Annotated in this window: 15 protein-coding genes; 5 read left to right on the forward strand and 10 right to left on the reverse strand. The window is 63.8% G+C overall.

What is annotated here, in order from left to right; genetic code table 11:
• Nucleotides 1-42 precede the first annotated feature (42 nt).
• Nucleotides 43-651 carry a TetR/AcrR family transcriptional regulator gene (locus A6745_RS18070; protein WP_066130143.1) on the reverse strand — a complete coding sequence of 203 codons (609 nt, stop codon included), beginning with the start codon at nucleotides 649-651 and terminating at the stop codon, nucleotides 43-45.
• Between the two features lie 177 nt (nucleotides 652-828).
• Here A6745_RS18070 and A6745_RS18075 point away from each other — a divergent pair, with 177 nt between their 5' ends.
• On the forward strand, nucleotides 829-1,449 hold the full coding sequence (locus A6745_RS18075; protein WP_066130145.1) for a glutathione S-transferase family protein: 621 nt from the start codon (nucleotides 829-831) through the stop codon (nucleotides 1,447-1,449).
• Nucleotides 1,450-1,502: 53 nt separating this feature from the next.
• On the opposite strand, the gene A6745_RS18080 is transcribed toward A6745_RS18075, so the two are convergent.
• On the reverse strand, nucleotides 1,503-2,078 hold the full coding sequence (locus A6745_RS18080; RefSeq protein ID WP_066130147.1) for a TetR/AcrR family transcriptional regulator: 576 nt from the start codon (nucleotides 2,076-2,078) through the stop codon (nucleotides 1,503-1,505).
• A 121-nt stretch (nucleotides 2,079-2,199) separates the two neighbouring features.
• Between A6745_RS18080 and A6745_RS18085 the strand changes: the two genes are divergently transcribed.
• Complete coding sequence (locus A6745_RS18085; protein WP_066130149.1) at nucleotides 2,200-3,606, forward strand: amidase; 1,407 nt, start codon at nucleotides 2,200-2,202, stop codon at nucleotides 3,604-3,606.
• On the opposite strand, the gene A6745_RS18090 is transcribed toward A6745_RS18085, so the two are convergent.
• Together A6745_RS18090 and A6745_RS18095 are read right to left on the reverse strand one after the other, a co-directional pair.
• The gene (locus A6745_RS18090) at nucleotides 3,603-4,487 is read right to left on the reverse strand and encodes a methylenetetrahydrofolate reductase (protein ID WP_066130152.1); all 885 of its coding nucleotides are present in this window, start codon (nucleotides 4,485-4,487) and stop codon (nucleotides 3,603-3,605) included. The genes A6745_RS18085 and A6745_RS18090 overlap by 4 nt on opposite strands.
• Before the next feature lie 60 nt (nucleotides 4,488-4,547).
• Nucleotides 4,548-5,459, reverse strand: a complete 912-nt coding sequence (locus tag A6745_RS18095) for a LysR family transcriptional regulator (RefSeq protein WP_066130153.1) — start codon at nucleotides 5,457-5,459, stop codon at nucleotides 4,548-4,550.
• A gap of 165 nt (nucleotides 5,460-5,624) precedes the next feature.
• Between A6745_RS18095 and msuE the strand changes: the two genes are divergently transcribed.
• The 3 genes from msuE to A6745_RS18110 all read left to right on the forward strand — a co-directional run bounded on the left by msuE (nucleotide 5,625) and on the right by A6745_RS18110 (nucleotide 8,316).
• Nucleotides 5,625-6,206 carry an FMN reductase gene (msuE, locus tag A6745_RS18100; RefSeq protein WP_066130154.1) on the forward strand — a complete coding sequence of 194 codons (582 nt, stop codon included), beginning with the start codon at nucleotides 5,625-5,627 and terminating at the stop codon, nucleotides 6,204-6,206.
• A 65-nt stretch (nucleotides 6,207-6,271) separates the two neighbouring features.
• Entirely contained in the window at nucleotides 6,272-7,258 is a 987-nt protein-coding gene (locus A6745_RS18105; protein WP_066130156.1) for a DUF1852 domain-containing protein, read from the forward strand.
• Nucleotides 7,259-7,287: 29 nt separating this feature from the next.
• Entirely contained in the window at nucleotides 7,288-8,316 is a 1,029-nt protein-coding gene (locus A6745_RS18110; RefSeq protein ID WP_066130158.1) for a methionine synthase, read from the forward strand.
• 90 nt (nucleotides 8,317-8,406) lie between these two features.
• On the opposite strand, the gene A6745_RS18115 is transcribed toward A6745_RS18110, so the two are convergent.
• The 6 genes from A6745_RS18115 to A6745_RS18140 all read right to left on the reverse strand — a co-directional run bounded on the left by A6745_RS18115 (nucleotide 8,407) and on the right by A6745_RS18140 (nucleotide 16,254).
• Nucleotides 8,407-9,687, reverse strand: coding sequence for a type II toxin-antitoxin system HipA family toxin (locus A6745_RS18115; protein ID WP_066130161.1), 1,281 nt, complete (start codon nucleotides 9,685-9,687; stop codon nucleotides 8,407-8,409).
• Nucleotides 9,687-10,055, reverse strand: a complete 369-nt coding sequence (locus A6745_RS18120) for a helix-turn-helix domain-containing protein (RefSeq protein ID WP_066130163.1) — start codon at nucleotides 10,053-10,055, stop codon at nucleotides 9,687-9,689. The genes A6745_RS18115 and A6745_RS18120 overlap by 1 nt, the downstream gene beginning before the upstream one ends.
• Before the next feature lie 177 nt (nucleotides 10,056-10,232).
• Nucleotides 10,233-12,440 (reverse strand): OsmC domain/YcaO domain-containing protein, encoded by a 2,208-nt coding sequence (locus A6745_RS18125; protein WP_066130166.1) that lies wholly within the window; start codon nucleotides 12,438-12,440, stop codon nucleotides 10,233-10,235.
• 404 nt (nucleotides 12,441-12,844) lie between these two features.
• Nucleotides 12,845-13,612 carry an SDR family oxidoreductase gene (locus tag A6745_RS18130; RefSeq protein WP_066130173.1) on the reverse strand — a complete coding sequence of 256 codons (768 nt, stop codon included), beginning with the start codon at nucleotides 13,610-13,612 and terminating at the stop codon, nucleotides 12,845-12,847.
• 54 nt (nucleotides 13,613-13,666) lie between these two features.
• Entirely contained in the window at nucleotides 13,667-14,866 is a 1,200-nt protein-coding gene (locus A6745_RS18135; protein ID WP_197488187.1) for an arabinose transporter, read from the reverse strand.
• A 62-nt stretch (nucleotides 14,867-14,928) separates the two neighbouring features.
• Nucleotides 14,929-16,254 carry an amidohydrolase family protein gene (locus A6745_RS18140; RefSeq protein ID WP_066130176.1) on the reverse strand — a complete coding sequence of 442 codons (1,326 nt, stop codon included), beginning with the start codon at nucleotides 16,252-16,254 and terminating at the stop codon, nucleotides 14,929-14,931.
• Nucleotides 16,255-16,423 lie beyond the last annotated feature (169 nt).

A 16,423-nucleotide genomic window follows, 5' to 3' on the forward strand; every position in this document is an offset into this window, starting at 1 on the left:
AAAAACACTTCCAGGGAAGTGCCGGGGCCGCGCCCGCTTCCGTCAGGAAGGCGAACGCAGGTTGATACGCGTGGCTGCCATGGCGGCCTCGAAAGGCTGCGGACTGCGCACGATCTTCACCATGATGCTGGCGCCCAGCCACAGCTGGTAGAGGCTTTGGGCGACTTCCCGAGGCGTGCCCCGCACGGGGACGAGCGAACCTTCCTCGACGCCCGCCTCGATGGCACGCGCCAGCCGGTCGATGATGCCGCCTGTGCCACGCCTGAGCGCCAGGCGCATGGGTTCGGACAGATCCGCCACCTCGGCCCCCAGCTTGACCGCCAGGCACTTGCCCTGGCAGTCGTACAGCAGTTGGGTGTCCTGCCAGTTCGTCCAGTACTTCATCAGGCGCTGGGCCATGGTCAGCCCCGGCTCGCTCAGCGTGGCGTCGAGCTCGGCCAGGTAATCATCGAAGTAGCTTTCGAGCAGGGCCTCGCCAAAGGCGTCCTTCGAACCGAAGTAGTGATAGAACGAGCCCTTGGGCACGCTGGCGGCGGTCAGGACCTCGTTGATACCAACCGCCGAAAAGCCCTTGCCCGCCATGATGCGCTGGCCATGCGCGAGGATGTTCTGGCGCACGGGGCTGGATTCATGGGTGGGTGCCGTATTCATGGACCGTACTCTAGCACTGATTAGACCGGTCGTCTACAAGCATTCCGCCGATCGTGCACCGGACGAGCCAATGCGATCCCGTGCCCCATTGATAGAATTTGCATGGTGCCTGGACATCGATCCCGCCACCGAGCGCCGATGCCGCGGCGCGGCCACGCTCGACGTTCAAGCGACATCATGCTGAGAATTCTCGGAAAGACCTCTTCCATCAACGTCCGCAAAGTGCTGTGGGCCTGCGCCGAACTCGACCTGCCCTTCCAGCAGGAAGACTGGGGCAGCGGATTCCGCGACCTGAACACCGACGCGTTCAAGACGCTCAATCCCAACGCCATGGTGCCAGTGCTGGTCGACGCGGATTTCGTGCTTTGGGAATCGAACAGCATCCTGCGCTACCTGGCCAACCGCTACGGCGATGGCGGGCTCTATCCATCGCAGGCCGAGGCCCGCGCTCGCGTGGATCAATGGCTGGACTGGCAGGCCTCGGACCTGAACCGGGCATGGAGCTATGCGTTCATGTCCCTGGTCCGTGGGTCCGCCGAGCATCGCGATCCCGCGCTGGTCCAGGCCTCACTGGAGGGCTGGACGCGGTTCATGACGGTACTCGATGGCCGGCTGATGGAAACCGGGGCATACGTGGCGGGAGATCACTTCAGCCTGGCCGATATTGCCATTGGCCTGTCGGTGCATCGATGGTTCGGGACGCCGTTCGAGCATCCGAGGTTGGATGCCGTGCGGGAGTACTACGCGCGGCTCGTTCAACGGCCTGGGTTATCCAGATATTCCGCGGGCGTTCCCTGAAGCTGCCTGCGGCCACCCTCCTGCCCTGCGGAAGACGCTGGAGGCATCCGCGCTCACTTCGGCAGGAGCCCGCTGTCCTGGTAGCTCTCGATCAGGGCATCGAAAAGCTTGATGTCGGATCTGCCACGCGCCATCAACTGTGCACCGCCGACCGCGGCGAATATGGCCCGTGCCCGCTTCTTCGCATCCTTGGCACCGACGGCCCGCGCCGCCACCAGCATCTTGCCCAGCCACGCGATATTGACGTCGGCAAAGGCTTGCACCTCCGTCTTCACGGCGTCGGGCAGATCGTCGGACTCGGCAGCCATGAAGCTGCACAGGCAGATACGATTGCCGTTCGCGAGCGATCTGCGAAACGTCTCCGGATATCGACGCAAGGACTGGATCGGGTCTTGCGTTTCGGCTGACAGGGCTTCCAGTGCCGCGGCCGAATCCTCCCAATAGCGCCTGGCAACCGCGGCGGCAAGGTCCGCCTTGCTCGGGAAGTGGTGGTAGAGGCTTGCCGCCTTGATGCCCACCTCTTCCGCAAGGCTACGGACATTCAATCCGCTGTAGCCGTGCGCCTGCGCGATCCTGGTCGCGGCAGCCAGGATCCTGTCGCTGGAACTCGTACTTTCCTTGCTGTTCACGCATCCGCTCTCGAAAGGGGTTGACGAGCCGAAGTATAGCGCCTATCTTGCAACCTAACTAACGTTAGGTAGTTTATCAATCCGGCCGCTGCCTGCCACTGGCCGACCCTTCGAGAGCCCCATGAGCAACGAACTTTTCTACCACGACGCCACCAAGCTGGCCGAACTCATCCGCACCAAGGAAGTCTCCCCGGTCGAGGTCGTTCAAGCGCACCTCGATCGCATAGCGGCCGTGAATCCGCAAATCAACGCGATCGTCACCTTGGCCGACGACGCGCTCGACGCCGCCAAGGCGGCCGAAGCCTCGGTCCTGGCGGGTGAGGAACTCGGCCCGCTGCATGGCGTCCCCTTCACCGTGAAGGACTCGATCGACACTGCTGGCGTCCTGACGCAACGGGGCTCGCCGATCTTCAAGGGACGCCGCCCTGACACCGACGCCACCAGCGTCGCCCGCATGAAGCAGGCGGGCGGGATCCTGCTCGCGAAGACCAATCTTCCCGAGTTCTCGTACTGGATCGAAAGCGACAACCTCTTGACTGGCGCGACGAACAATCCCTGGGATGTCACCCGCACGCCGGGCGGATCGAGCGGCGGCGAGTCCGCCGCCATCGCCGCTGGCATGTCACCCATCGGCCTGGGCACCGACCTGGCCATTTCCGTGCGGGGTCCGGCCGCCCAGACGGGCATCACCTCGATCAAGGCTACGCATGGGCGCGTGCCCATGACGGGCATCTGGCCGAGAGCCCCGCGCCGTTTCTGGCACGTCGGACCGATGGCTCGCTCGGTCCGTGACATCGCCCTCGCTTTCGCGCAGCTTGCCGGCCCTGACGGCAAGGATGCCTTCGCGAGCAGCACCACGTCCTTCGACGCGGGTATCGGCCGCCAGCCTTTTCGCCCGCTGCGCGTGGGCTGGATGGTCGGCCCCGGCTATGGGCCCGTCGATCCGGAAGTGCAGGCGACCGTGCGAGCAGCGGCCGACGCACTGCAGCATATCGGCATCCATGTCGAGCAGGTCGGCATCCCGGCTCTGGAGCGCGATTTCGCGCTCGATGTCTTCAACAAGCTGCACGTCATGGAGATGAAGCCCGCCTTCGCCGAGACAACCGGCGGCCATGAAGACCTGATGTTCAAGATGTCCAGCACGATGCTGTCGCTTCCGGATACGTCGATGAAGGACTACATCGAGGCCGAGCAGGCGGCCGAGCGTATCCGCGACGGCTATGCCGATTATTTCAGCCGCTACGATGCGCTCATCACCCACGTCCTCCCCATTCCTGCCCACAAGCATGGGGTCGAGACGTTCATCATCGATGGCCAGACCGTGGACGCCACCTATCTCCAAGGAGCGACGGTGCCGCTCAACGTCGCGGGATTGCCGGGCGTCGCGATGCGATTCGGCACCAGCAAGGAAGGGCTTCCCATCAACGTCCAGATCGTCGGCAAGTGGCAGGCGGAGTCCACCATTCTTCACCTCGCCTCGCTGCTGGAAAGCGTCAGCGAAGTCCGTGATCTTCATCCGCGTCTTTAAGCCGAGGCACGGTGCCCTGCGCGCGCACGATACCGCTCCACCCATCCCACGGATTGCGCGATGCCGCCGAACGGAAAGAAATGCAGGCTCACTGCGCCATGCCCTTGCGTCAGCCCGGTGGCCAGGCGATCCACGAAGACATCCGGCCCCGCCGCGCCGAACAGCCTGCCCAGCGAGATGCCGTACTTGGACCACATGGACGCGCATGCGCTGACGCCGCACAAGGCGGCATAGCGGGCCAGCACCGCGATACCCGCGGGGCCTGGCACGCCCACGCGCACGGGATACTCGATGCCACGCTCGCGCAGCGTTTCCAACCACGTCAACACGGCGTCGGCATCGAATCCGAACTGCGTGACGATCATGGGCGTCATGCCGCGCGCGGCGATGCCGTGGCACTTGCGATCAAGCACCTCCCATCGCTGGGCCTCGCTCATGACCGGATGGCCTTCCGGATGCCCTCCCACGCCGACCACCCGGATGCCCGAACGCTCGAAGACGCCGGTTTCGATCAACGAAGCGCTGTCGGGAAACGGCCCCAACGGCGCCGGCGGGTCTCCCGCGATCACGAAGCAGCGATCGACGCCGGCTTCGGCGACCGCGCGCCGGACGAAGCAATCAAGCTCGGCAAGCGAGGCGATACGACGAGCGGAAAGGTGCGGCATGGGCTCCAGGCCCAGTCCGCGCACGGCCCGCGCCGCGGCCAGCCGCGCGTCGTTGTCCTGGCCGGGCAGGTACGGAATGGCAATGGTCGACCCGGGCACTATCCGCGAAGCCGCGGCGGTCAGCGCCGTGATGTCTCTCGCGCTGACTTCCAACGAATAGCCGTCGGTGATGGTGCCGGGGGACGGCGTGGAAAGGCCGGGATGAATCAAGGACATCGCTGATGGGCACGCCGAACGGCTCGGCAAGCAAGTGGCGTTTACGTTCGACCGTGAGGCTCAGCCATTGGCGTGTTGCGCAATGGCTGCGGCAGGCTGGCGGGCGAGTTCAATGAAGGCCCGCACATAATCGATGCCGGTCTCCGACTCGCGCGCCCCCAGGAAAATCTGCTTGGCGATGCCGCGCGCGCCCAGCCGCACGGGTACCACGTCCATCCTGGCCGCATATTCCTCGACCAGCCAGCGCGGCAGCGCGGCCACCCCACGGCCGCTGGCCACCATCTGCACCATGATGTCGGTGGTCTCGATGGCCTTGTGGCGCTTGGGCGTGACGCCGGCGGGCAGCAGGAACTGGTTGTAGATGTCCAGGCGCTCGATGTCCACGGGGTAGCTGATCAGCACCTCCTGGGTCAGTTGCTGGGGCTTCACGCAGGCTGCCTGCGCCAGGGCATGGCCCTTGGCCACGACCAGCACCTGCTCGTAGTCGAACACGGGCTCGAACTTCAGGCCCGGCTTGAACAAGGGATCGGGCGTGACCAGCAGGTCGATCTCGTAGCCGAACAGCGCGCCGATCCCGCCGAACTGGAACTTCTGCTTGACGTCCACATCCACGTCGGGCCACGCGGCCAGATAGGGCGAGACCACCTTCAGCAGCCACTGGTAGCAGGGATGGCATTCCATGCCGATGCGCAAGGCTCCCCGCTCGCCTTGCGCGAACTGGCCCAGGCGCTCTTCGGCCAGATCCAGTTGGGGCAGCACCCGGTTGGCCACCGCCAGCAGATATTGCCCCGCCTGCGTCAGGCGCAGGCTGCGCCCTTCGCGCAGCCAGATGTCGGTGCCCAGTTGCTGCTCCAGCTTCTTCATGCTGTGGCTCAGGGCCGATTGGGTCAGGTTCAGCACGCCCGCGGCGGCGGTCAGCGACCCCTGCTTCTCGACCTGCTGCACGATGCTGAGATGGATGCGCTCAAGCATTCAGATGAACCATATTCATGGATTTGTGAAATAAAACCATTTTACGTCATCGTAGCCGAGCTTTAGCATGCGTCCCTGTTGCGCGTTTGCTTGAGCACGGAAAAGCTCAGGGCGAGGTCGGCCGGATCTCCCGGCGCCGCACAGATCCACCCCATGAGAGCAGCCATGACACGTCCCCTCCGTCTCGCAGCCGTTTCCGGCGGAATGCAACGCCCCTCCAAGGCCGCCGCCCTGGCGGAACACCTGCTGGATCTGATCGCCGGCGAAGTCCCGTGCGAACCGCGCCTGGTCGAGCTGGGCCAGCTTGCCCCGCACCTTGCCGGCGCGGTCTGGCGGTCCCAGTTGCCGGCGACGGTGGAGCGCGAGCTTGCGGCGGTCGAACAAGCGGACATCCTGGTGGTGACCACCCCGGTCTACCGCGGCTCGTACACGGGCCTGTTCAAGCACTTCTTCGACTTCATCCACCAGGACGCCCTGATCGACAAGCCGGTCTTGTTGGCCGCCACCGGCGGCAGCGAACGCCATGCCCTGATGATCGATCACCAGTTGCGGCCGTTATTCAGCTTCTTCCAGGCGCGCACGCTGCCGCTGGGCGTCTATGCGACCGACAAGGATTTCGCCGGCTACCGACTGCAGGACGAGGCCCTGATCCAGCGGGCCAGGCTGGCGGTCGATCGCGCCTTGCCCCTGATCGGATCGACGCTGGACGCAAGATTCTGCGCCGCCGGGGAGGCGGTCGCGGCCTGAAGCAAGGCCCATTCCAAAAACAACCCGTTCCGACTTTATTGCGGGAACCCGAGCGTCAGTACACCATGAGCCAAGCATTCACCTTCAGCATCAAAAGCATCCGCTTCGACGAAAACTACCAGCCGTCGGACAACACGCGCATCACCACCAACTTTGCCAATCTGGCCAGGGGCGCGAGCCGCCAGGAGAACCTGCGCAACACCCTGCGCATGATCGACAACCGCTTCAACAGCCTGGCGCATTGGGACAACCCGAACGGGGACCGCTACGCCGTCGAACTCGACATCATCTCCGCCGAGATGACCATTGACGCGGAAAGCGGAAACGGCGTCTTCCCGCTGATCGAGATACTGAGACCCAATATCCTCGACAAGAAGACCAACGAACGCATCGAAGGCATCCCGGGAAACAATTTCTCGTCCTACGTGCGCGACTACGATTTCAGCGTCGTGCTGACGGAGCACAACACCAACAAGCCCGCCTTCAGCATGCCGGACGATTTCGGCGACCTGCACGGCAAGCTGTTCAAGCATTTCCTGAACTCGGATGCCTACAAAGAGCGCTTGCGCAAGTCGCCGGTCATCTGCATCAGCGCGTCGAGCAGCAAGACCTATCACCGCACCGAGAACCGGCATCCCATCCTGGGCGTCGAGTATCTGCAGAACGAGTTCTCGTCGACCGACCAATACTTCGCCAAGATGGGGCTGCAAGTGCGCTACTTCATGCCGCCCGGCAGCGTCGCGCCCTTCGCCTTCTACTTCCGGGGCGACCTGCTTGGCGACTACACCAATCTGGAACTCATCGGTACCATCAGCACGATGGAAACCTTCCAGAAGATCTACCGCCCCGAGATCTACAACGCCAACTCGGCAGCGGGTAATCTTTACCGACCGAGCCTGAAGAACCAGGACTACTCATTGACCCAGATCGTCTACGACCGCGAAGAGCGCAGCCAACTGGCCGTCAAGCAGGGAAAGTTCACGGAAGAGCACTTCATCAAGCCATACCGGAATGTGCTCGAACAGTGGGCCGCCGCCAACCATTCCCTGTGACCCACCAATAAAACCAGGACCCATCCGTCATGAAAAAACTGTTGCCCACCTCCACCGCCGGCAGCCTGCCCAAGCCCTCCTGGCTGGCCCAGCCCGAAAAGCTCTGGTCGCCCTGGAAGCTGCAGGATGAGGAACTGATCGAAGGCAAACGCGATGCCCTGCGCCTGTCGCTGCAGGAACAGCAGCACGCCGGCATCGACATCGTCAGCGACGGCGAGCAGACCCGCCAGCACTTCGTCACCACGTTCATCGAGCACCTGAGCGGCGTGGATTTCGAAAAGCGCGAGACCGTCCGGATCCGCGATCGCTATGACGCGAGCGTGCCGACCGTCGTCGGCGCCGTCAGCCGCCAGAAGCCGGTTTTCGTGGAAGACGCCAAGTTCCTGCGCCAGCAGACCAAGCAGCCCATCAAGTGGGCCCTGCCCGGTCCCATGACCATGATCGATACGCTGTACGACGCCCACTACAAGAGCCGCGAAAAACTGGCCTGGGAATTCGCCACGATCCTGAACCAGGAAGCCCGCGAACTGGAAGCAGCCGGTGTCGACATCATCCAGTTCGACGAGCCCGCCTTCAACGTCTTCTTCGACGAAGTGAACGACTGGGGCGTGGCCACCCTGGAGCGCGCGATCGAGGGCCTGAAATGCGAGACCGCCGTGCACATCTGCTACGGCTACGGCATCAAGGCCAATACGGACTGGAAGAAGACGCTGGGCTCGGAGTGGCGCCAGTACGAGGAATCCTTCCCCAAGCTGCAGCAGTCGAATATCGACATCGTCTCGCTGGAATGCCACAACTCGCATGTGCCGATCGACCTGATCGAACTGATTCGCGGCAAGAAGGTGATGGTGGGCGCCATCGACGTGGCCACCAACAACGTCGAAACGCCCGAGGAAGTCGCCAACACGCTGCGCAAGGCGCTGAAGTTCGTCGACGCCGACAAGCTCTATCCTTGCACCAATTGCGGCATGGCGCCCTTGCCTCGCGCGGTGGCCAGAGGCAAGCTGAGCGCGCTGAGCGCGGGCGCAGAGATCATCCGAAGAGAACTCTCGGCCTGATGCCGGTGCGAAGCCGCAGCGTGTCAGGAGGAATCCAGACCACGCGCGCGGCATTTTTTGCGTTGTACGCCGCCAGCCTTGCAAGACGGATCACGCCAACGCCCGTCCAATCCCGGCCAGTCGCCTGACGATGGGATCGATCACTGCAGCACGCGCACCCAGTTGCTTGGCAATGGCGCCGAATCGGGGCGCCAATGACAGCATTCCATCGATGATGCCGGACGCCTGCGCAGGTTCGATCCGATAGGAATCGGCCAGGCGCAGCAGATCGGCCCTTACCGGATCCCTCGAACTTCCGCCGGCAAAGGCAAGCGTGTGATAGCCGCCCGGCCCTTCCATGCAGGTCAGGTCATAGGCCGGCGAAATCGCCCAACGCTGCCGCCCGTCGAGGATGAAGGCGAAGTTCTTGGCGTGATCATCGCGAACACTCATGGCGGCATTGAAGACTGCACGCGTATAAGCCTGCAGGTAATCGCTGTCGGGCACGCCCAAGCGAGCCATCACCTCCGCGATATTGACGTAATCCAGGCCAATCTCGCGATGCGAAAAGTGAATCATCCCGCCAAGCGTGTGGCAATGCGTGCGGCGCTGCCCCATCCGATCAAAACGGCGTGTGGCGAACGCGGGCTTCCCATTGATGTCCAGCAAGCAGCTATCCATCACATCCAGCCCCGCTTCCCGTGCGCACTCCATGTAGGCCTGCTCCAGCACAGGGGCATCCACAGGCTCATCCCTGGCCGCGAACTTGATAAGCCAGGAGGAAAAGCCCGCAGGCGGAATTCCGGTGGTTACCCTTGCCCGCCGCATGCTTGCGTCCAGATCCAGCATGATCTTTGGCCGAGCGCCTTGAGGGGAACTGCCCGCGGTCAAGAGGGCCCTGGAAACGTCTGCCAGCGCACCATCGATCGCGGCCTCCACCTCGTGGCCCAGCGCATCCAGGGAGATCTCACCCTCCGCGGCGCTCTCCATGGCCGGTTTGAAGCTCAATGCGCCCCACGCCCGGTCGGCGATGAAAGCCAGGCGGGCCGCGGGCGAGATGAAGCGCGGATCGACCTGCTGCCGGGCGATTGCCTTATCCATCAGGTACCGGCCCCAACCATCAGGCAGGGCGTCATTCAACAGCCCGGGCAAGCCTTCGAAATCCTGAGGAAGATTGCGCTGCTGCGCGCTCGACCAGACACCCGTGACGGCCGGCAGCACAAGAGGCGACAGACGAAGGTCCTGCGCGATGGCCTGCTCCGTCCATTCAAAGAGAGTGCGCCGTGCAGAAACCTCATAGTTCAGGCGCCCCACCAGCATGGGCTGCGCCAGGTGATGAGCCCAGACCTGCACCCGATGAATCGGAGACGCCAACCAGGCTTTATCAAACATCAGGCCCCCGCCTTGCCTCTGACTCGCTTATGGACAGACGTCGCCGCCCCACCCATCTCCACGTAGCGTTGGTGGGAATCGAGGTCAGGGAAGTGAGGGGATTCGAGCATCCGGATGAGGTCGCAGCCATGCCCGAATGCAAGCAACAGCCGCAGAAGGCTTTCACCTGAGACAGGGTCCCCCTTCTCCACGGCCTTGACGGTCTGCACCGAAACGCCGGCACGCTCGGCCACGTCGGCTTGCCGCCAATCGAACGCCACACGCTGGCGGCGCAGACGTTCGCCGATCTGCCGCGAGACCTCCAACATGTTGCTCAGGACCGGTTCGTAGCCCTGATCTACCCGTAAGAGATCGTCTAGTGTCTTCATAGACGGCATGGTAGCCCCCTCATCAAGGTATTTCAACAGATACCTTAGAGGATCAACGCTGACACCAATAGGCGCCAGAAGCGGGATCCGATTGAACGCGACGCCAACGTTCGATCGGGCTGACAGGACCGGCGTCCGCCCTTCTCTTTCAGCCCCCGCTGCTGCGGGCCATCCTGATCAGAGCGGGACCGCACCCGCCGCAGCGGCCCGCGCCACATGCAGCTTGCGGTAGCTGTCGATCAGGCGATGATGCCTGTCCAGCCCCTCCAGCTTCATGCTCGTCGGCGTCAGCCCGAAGAAGCGCACCGCGCCTTCCACACTGCCGATCACCGCGTCCATCCGCTCATTGCCGAACATGCGACGGAAGTTGACCTCGTAGTCGTCCAGTTCCATCTCTTCATCGAGCACCACTTCCAGCACGGCATTCATGGCCTGATAGAACAGCCGGCGTTCGACCGTATTGTCGTTGTACTGCAGGAAGGCTTCGACGAATTCCTTTGCCGCCTCGAAGTCCTTCAAGGCCAGCTGGATCAGCAGCTTCAGTTCGAGAACAGTCAATTGGCCCCAGACGGTGTTCTCGTCGAACTCGATGCCGATCAGCGTGGCGATGTCCAGGTAATCGTCCAGGTCATTGGACTCCAGTCGTTCGAGCAACGCGGCCAGGGCGGCGTCGTCCAGGCGATGCAGATTCAGGATATCTTCGCGGAACAACAGCGCCTTGTTGGTGTTGTCCCAGATCAGGTCGTCCACCGGGTAGACCTCTGAATAGCCCGGCACCAGAATCCGGCAGGCCACCGCGCCCAGTTGGTCATAGGTGGCCGTGTAGACCTCCTTGCCCATGTCCGCAAGAATGCCGAACAAGGTGGCGGCTTCCTCGCCATTGGAATCCTCTCCCTTGCCGGAGAAGTCCCACTCCACGAATTCGAAGTCGGCCTTGGCGCTGAAAAAGCGCCACGACACCAGGCCGCTGGAGTCGATGAAGTGCTCGACGAAATTATGCTCGTCCCTCACCGACTCGCTGGAGAAGGTGGGCGCCGGCAGATCGTTCAGGCCCTCGATGCTGCGGCCCTGGAGCAGTTCCGTCAGGCTGCGCTCCACGGCCACTTGCAGGCTGGGGTGCGCGCCGAACGAGGCGAAGACGCCGCCCGTCTTCGGATTCATCAGCGTGACGCACATGACGGGATAGACCCCGCCCAGCGACGCATCCTTCACCAGCACCGGAAACCCCTGCTCTTGCAGGGCCTGGATGCCAGCCAGGATGCCGGGGTACTTGGCCAGCACTTCTTGCGGCACGTCGGGCAAGGCGATCTCGCCTTCCAGGATCTCGCGCTTGACCGCCCGTTCGAAGATTTCGGACAGGCATTGCACCTGCGCCTCGACCAGCGTGTTGCCGGCGCTCATGCCGTTGCTGACGAACAGGTTCTCGATCAGGTTGGACGGGAAATACACCGTCTGGCCGTCCGACTGCCGCACGAAAGGCAGCGCGCAGATGCCGCGTTCGGTATTGCCAGAGTTGGTGTCGTACAGATGCGTGCCCAGCAGCTCGCCATCCGGGTCGTAGATGTCCAGGCAGTAGTCATCCAGGATCCCGGCGGGCAGCGCGCCCTTCTTGCCTGGCTTGAACCAGCGCTCGTCCGGATAATGCACGAACGGCGCGTTGGCGATGTCCTCGCCCCAGAACACGCCTGCGTAGAAGTGATTGCAGTTCAGGCGCTCGATGTACTCGCCCAGCGCCGATGCCAGCGCGCTTTCCTTGGTGGCGCCCTTGCCGTTGGTGAAGCACATCGGCGAGTGCGCGTCGCGGATGTGCAGCGACCAGACGTTGGGCACCAGGTTGCGCCACGAGGCGATCTCGATCTTGATGCCCAGCGCCGCCAGGATGCCCGTCATGTTGGCGATGGTCTCCTCCAGCGGCAGGTCCTTGCCGGGGATGAAGGTGCGGGCCTCGGCATCGGGCCTGATCGTCAGCAGCGACTGCGCGTCGGCGTCCAGGTTCTCGACCTCTTCGATGACGAACTCGGGGCCGGCCTGGACCACCTTCTTGACGGTGCACCGCTCGATCGAGCGCAGGATGCCCCGGCGATCCGCCTCTTCGATGTCCGTCGGCAACTCGACCTGGATCTTGAAGATCTGTCGATACCGGTTTTCCGGATCGACGATGTTGTTCTGCGACAGGCGGATGTTCTCGGTCGGGATATTGCGCGTGACGCAGTAGAGCTTCACGAAGTACGCGGCGCACAATGCCGAGGACGCCAGGAAATAGTCGAACGGCCCCGGCGCCGAGCCATCGCCCTTGTAGCGGATGGGCTGATCCGCCACGACGGTGAAGTCGTCGAACTTCGCTTCGAGACGCAGCTTATCGAGAAAATTGACTTTGATTTCCATGGTGAAACTCTGATAGTGGCGCGGCGGGCGCCTGTACGTATTCCGGTGCGCGGGGCAGTCTGACTGTGGGCCGGCGCGCGCTCCCCGCACGATGACGCCGGCATCGCATTCCAACCAAGAGGGCTGAATCCCGCTTGATACAGGACTCAGCCCGGTCTCGTTCAGCCTTGGCTCTCGAACGTCATGGATGCGTTCATGCAGGGCTTCATGGCCGATCCACCGGCGAATGCTCGACGTCGGCGCGGGTCAGGGCGCGATCTGCGCGGCGTCGGCGTCTCCGACGCTTATTGTCGGTCAGGACGCATCTTAGCGCGCTCCGACACGACGGGTCACGGCCACCTGCGGCGAAGCGTTCCGCCGCCCGGCATCCAGAACGGAACCGCGATGCCGCCATACCGGCTGATCTAGTCAAGTACAACTCCGGAAACTTCCTCGCAGATGCGGATGAGGCGATCCTGTAGCGTGGCATCCCGTGCCTGCGGGTTCGCCGCCATGCGCTTCAGGTGATAGAAGTATTCGCCCGAGACGTCGGCGTTGCCGTCCTCGGCGGCAGCAAGCCAGGCCTGAGTCCGGTGCGCTTGATCCATATCGTCCGGCGCGCCTGGCCCGCCCATCCTTGTCGGCACCCAGCCCGGCTCCAAGGCATTGGCGCGTACCTCGGGCCAGCCACGCGCCACGGCGAAGGCCAGCATGGCATCGTGCAGCTTGCTTTCGGCATAGGCGTCCGAGCCGTTCCAGCGGCGCTTGCGCCAGAGGATGTCGTCCAAGTTGGCCTGTGCATGGCGGTGCATGCCGGAGCTGAGATAGACCAGCCGCTTCGGCCGCTCGATCAGCGCCGTCAGTAGGTAGGCCGACAGCGTGTTGATCGCAAACACATGCGGCAGCCCATCGCCCGTCAAGCGGTGCCCTTCACGGTAGCCGACTGCCGCGTTGTGGATCACGGCGTCGAAGCGGCCCAGCGCGTTGACCTGTGCCGCAATGTCTTTGGCGCCAGCGATAGTTTCCACATCGCCGACGACCACGGCTTGCGCTTGCGGCAATTCGCGCAGGGCGTCCTCCGCGCGGCTGGCATTGCGGGCGTGAAGCACAACTTCGTGTCCTTGCTGTACCAGCAGTTCGGCGGCCATCAGGCCAAGGCCGGCGGATGAGCCGGAAATGAAAATGCGAGACATGGTTTTCTCCTCGGAAGCGTCGGCGGACGGCGCCCGGCCGACGATGCGTGATGTTCAAGGTTGCGCAGTGCGGGAGGTGGCGGCGAGCACGGCTCCCATCAACGCGCAGGCCGCGCCGAACAGGTAGACGGAGGCATAGCCGAAACTCCCGGCGATGGCTCCTGCGGCAGGCCCCGAGATGCCGTAGGCGATGTCGAGAAAGGCGACGAATGCGCCCATCGCGCTGCCGCGGTTGGCCGGCGGTACTCGCTTGAGTGCTTCGACGCCCAGCGCCGGGAACACCAGCGCGCAGCCGAGACCCGTCACCAGCGCGCCGGCGAGCGCCGCCCATGCATTCGGCGCAAGCCACAACATGGCCTGGCCGACCGCTTCGACCACCAGCGACCACACAGCGACCCGGTAGCCGCCCATGCGATCCGGCAGATGCCCCAGCACCGCACGCACGAAGATGAAGCCGACACCAAAGGCCGTCATCACCAGGCCGGCATGGCTCCAGTGACGTGCCGCGAAGAACAGCGACGCGAAAGCGGTGAGTCCAGACAATCCGGCCCCTTGGAGCATCAGGCCCACACCTTCGCGCCAGATCCGGCCGACCACTCGGTAAAACGGCAGCCGCGCGCCGCTAGGCGACAGATAAGACGCTGACCCCCACGCGATCAGCACGGCAAGCGCGGGAGCGGCGATACAAGCGATCATGGCGGCAGCGAGGCCGTAGCCCTGGTACAAGGCCATGCCGACCGGCGCGCCGATCGACAGCGCGGCAAACATGGCGATACCTGTCCAGGACATGGACATGCCGGCACGCCGCGGGCCTACGGAGGCAATCGACCAGGAAACGCAGCCGGTCACGAACTGGCTTTCGCCGAAACCGGCCGCCAGGCGGCCGGCAATGACAATCGCCAAGCTGGCCGCAGGCGATATGCCGGGCATGGCAGCCACCCAGTAAAACAGCCCCGCGAGAGCCGAGACAGCCGCCCCTTGCAGAGCGGAACGCTTTCCCCCTTGCTGATCGGTCAAGCGGCCGGCATAGCCGCGCGTCAGCACCGTCGCCACGAACTGGATGCCGATCACCAGTCCGACCACGAGGTTGCTGTAACCGAGACGATCGTGGACGAACAGGGGGATAACCGGCAGCGGCAGGCCGACGGCCAGGTAGCCGCAGAACAGTGCGGCGATGATGCCCGTTGCCGGGCGGGACAAGTGCGCAGCAGCGGCATCGGCCTGCGCCGCCCGCTTCATGGCGGGAGCTTGCATGACAGCCTCCGGTGAAGTGATTGAAAACGAGGCGGCCCGGCGTCGCGGGCCGCCCTAAGCCTTTACGCAGCCGCGCCGAAGAGATCGGCGCGGTAGCCGCTCGCTTCGATGAGGTAGTCACGCGAAGCGGTGACATCCGCATTGAGCCTGCCCAGGTCGATGCCGAGCAGTTGGCCGTTACGCTTGCGCAATCGACCCGCCACCATCACGGTGTCCACATCGGCGCGTTCGACCGCTTGGACGATCGTGCCGACGGCGTTGGTCACGGGAAAGACCGCGATGCCGCTGGTGCGAACCATGATGATGTCGGCTTGCTTGCCGGGCGTCAGCGTGCCGATCTGGCCGTCCAGACCGGCGGCACGGGCACCGTTGACCGTTGCGGCCTTCAGCACGTCTTCGACGCGGATCGGCGCGGGTGCATCGGCTTCGCCACGGAAACGCCGATAGCGCATCGCCGAACGCTGCTGCCCGAACAGGGCGTGCATTTCTCCGAACATGTCACTGCCGAATGCCGTATCGAGGTCGATGCCGAGCGCCGGGGCCAGGCCATGATCCACGGCCTGCTGATAGGCAAAGGTCTCGTCGTCAAAGCCGAACAATGCATCCGAGCGCGGGTTGATCGTGATGTTCACGCCGGCATCGGCCAGCAGCTTCCACGTTTCCTGCGGCACGCGCGTGCAGTGGTTGAAGATGTTGTGCGTGCCCAGCACCCCCGGCTTGGCGAACTGCGGGCCGAGCTTGGCCAGGTCGCCGATGAATTCGGTCAGGATGCGCATGTCGAGGCCGCGCGCGACCTTCCACCAGTCCAGATCGAGCTGGCCGAACAGGCCCACCCGCACGAGGCTGCCCGCGTTGTTCCAGCCGTGCGCCAAGCGTTGCAGGTCGCCCGGCAAGTGGGCCGCGGAAGCCTTCTTGTCCATCGCCGCCCCGACCATGTGCAGCGCCCGAATGCCGGTGGTTTCCAGCGCATCGAGCGCGGCATCGGTGTGCTCGGGGCTGCGCGAGCCGTGGCAGGCGTCGATGATCGTGGTGATGCCGGCGTCCAGCGACGCGGCGGCCGTGAGCTTCGTGCTCAGGTACATGTCCAGCGGACGGTAGTGGGCGCCCAGCTGTTCGGCGACCACATCGATGTAGGCGAACAGATCGTCCACGTTCGGCATCATGCGGCGCATCACGCCGAGCCACATGTGATGGTGGGCATCGACCAGGCCCGGCATGACGATGTGGCCGGCGGCATCGATGACCTGGGCGTCGTCGGCTTGCAAGGCCGGGCCGACCGCAGCGATACGGCCATCCTGAACCAGGACATCGCCGACGGCCAGATTGGGAAGCTTGGCATCCAGCGTCAGGATGGTTCCGCCCTTGAAGAGCGTGCGTTGCGTATTCATGGAATGCTCCTTGGAAGTGAGGTGGACCGGTCGCCACGAAGCCTGCTCAGTGGTTCTTCCCCCCAAGGAAAACCGCGGCTTGTGTCGGCACGGTTGTCACGATAGGTTGCGCACCATCTTTGATAAAGGTAGATTCATTCAAATTATCTTTGCTGAAAATCAAAGATGG

The sequence above is a fragment of the Bordetella ansorpii genome (assembly GCF_900078705.1).
Taxonomy (GTDB): Bacteria; Pseudomonadota; Gammaproteobacteria; order Burkholderiales; family Burkholderiaceae_B; genus Bordetella; species Bordetella ansorpii_A.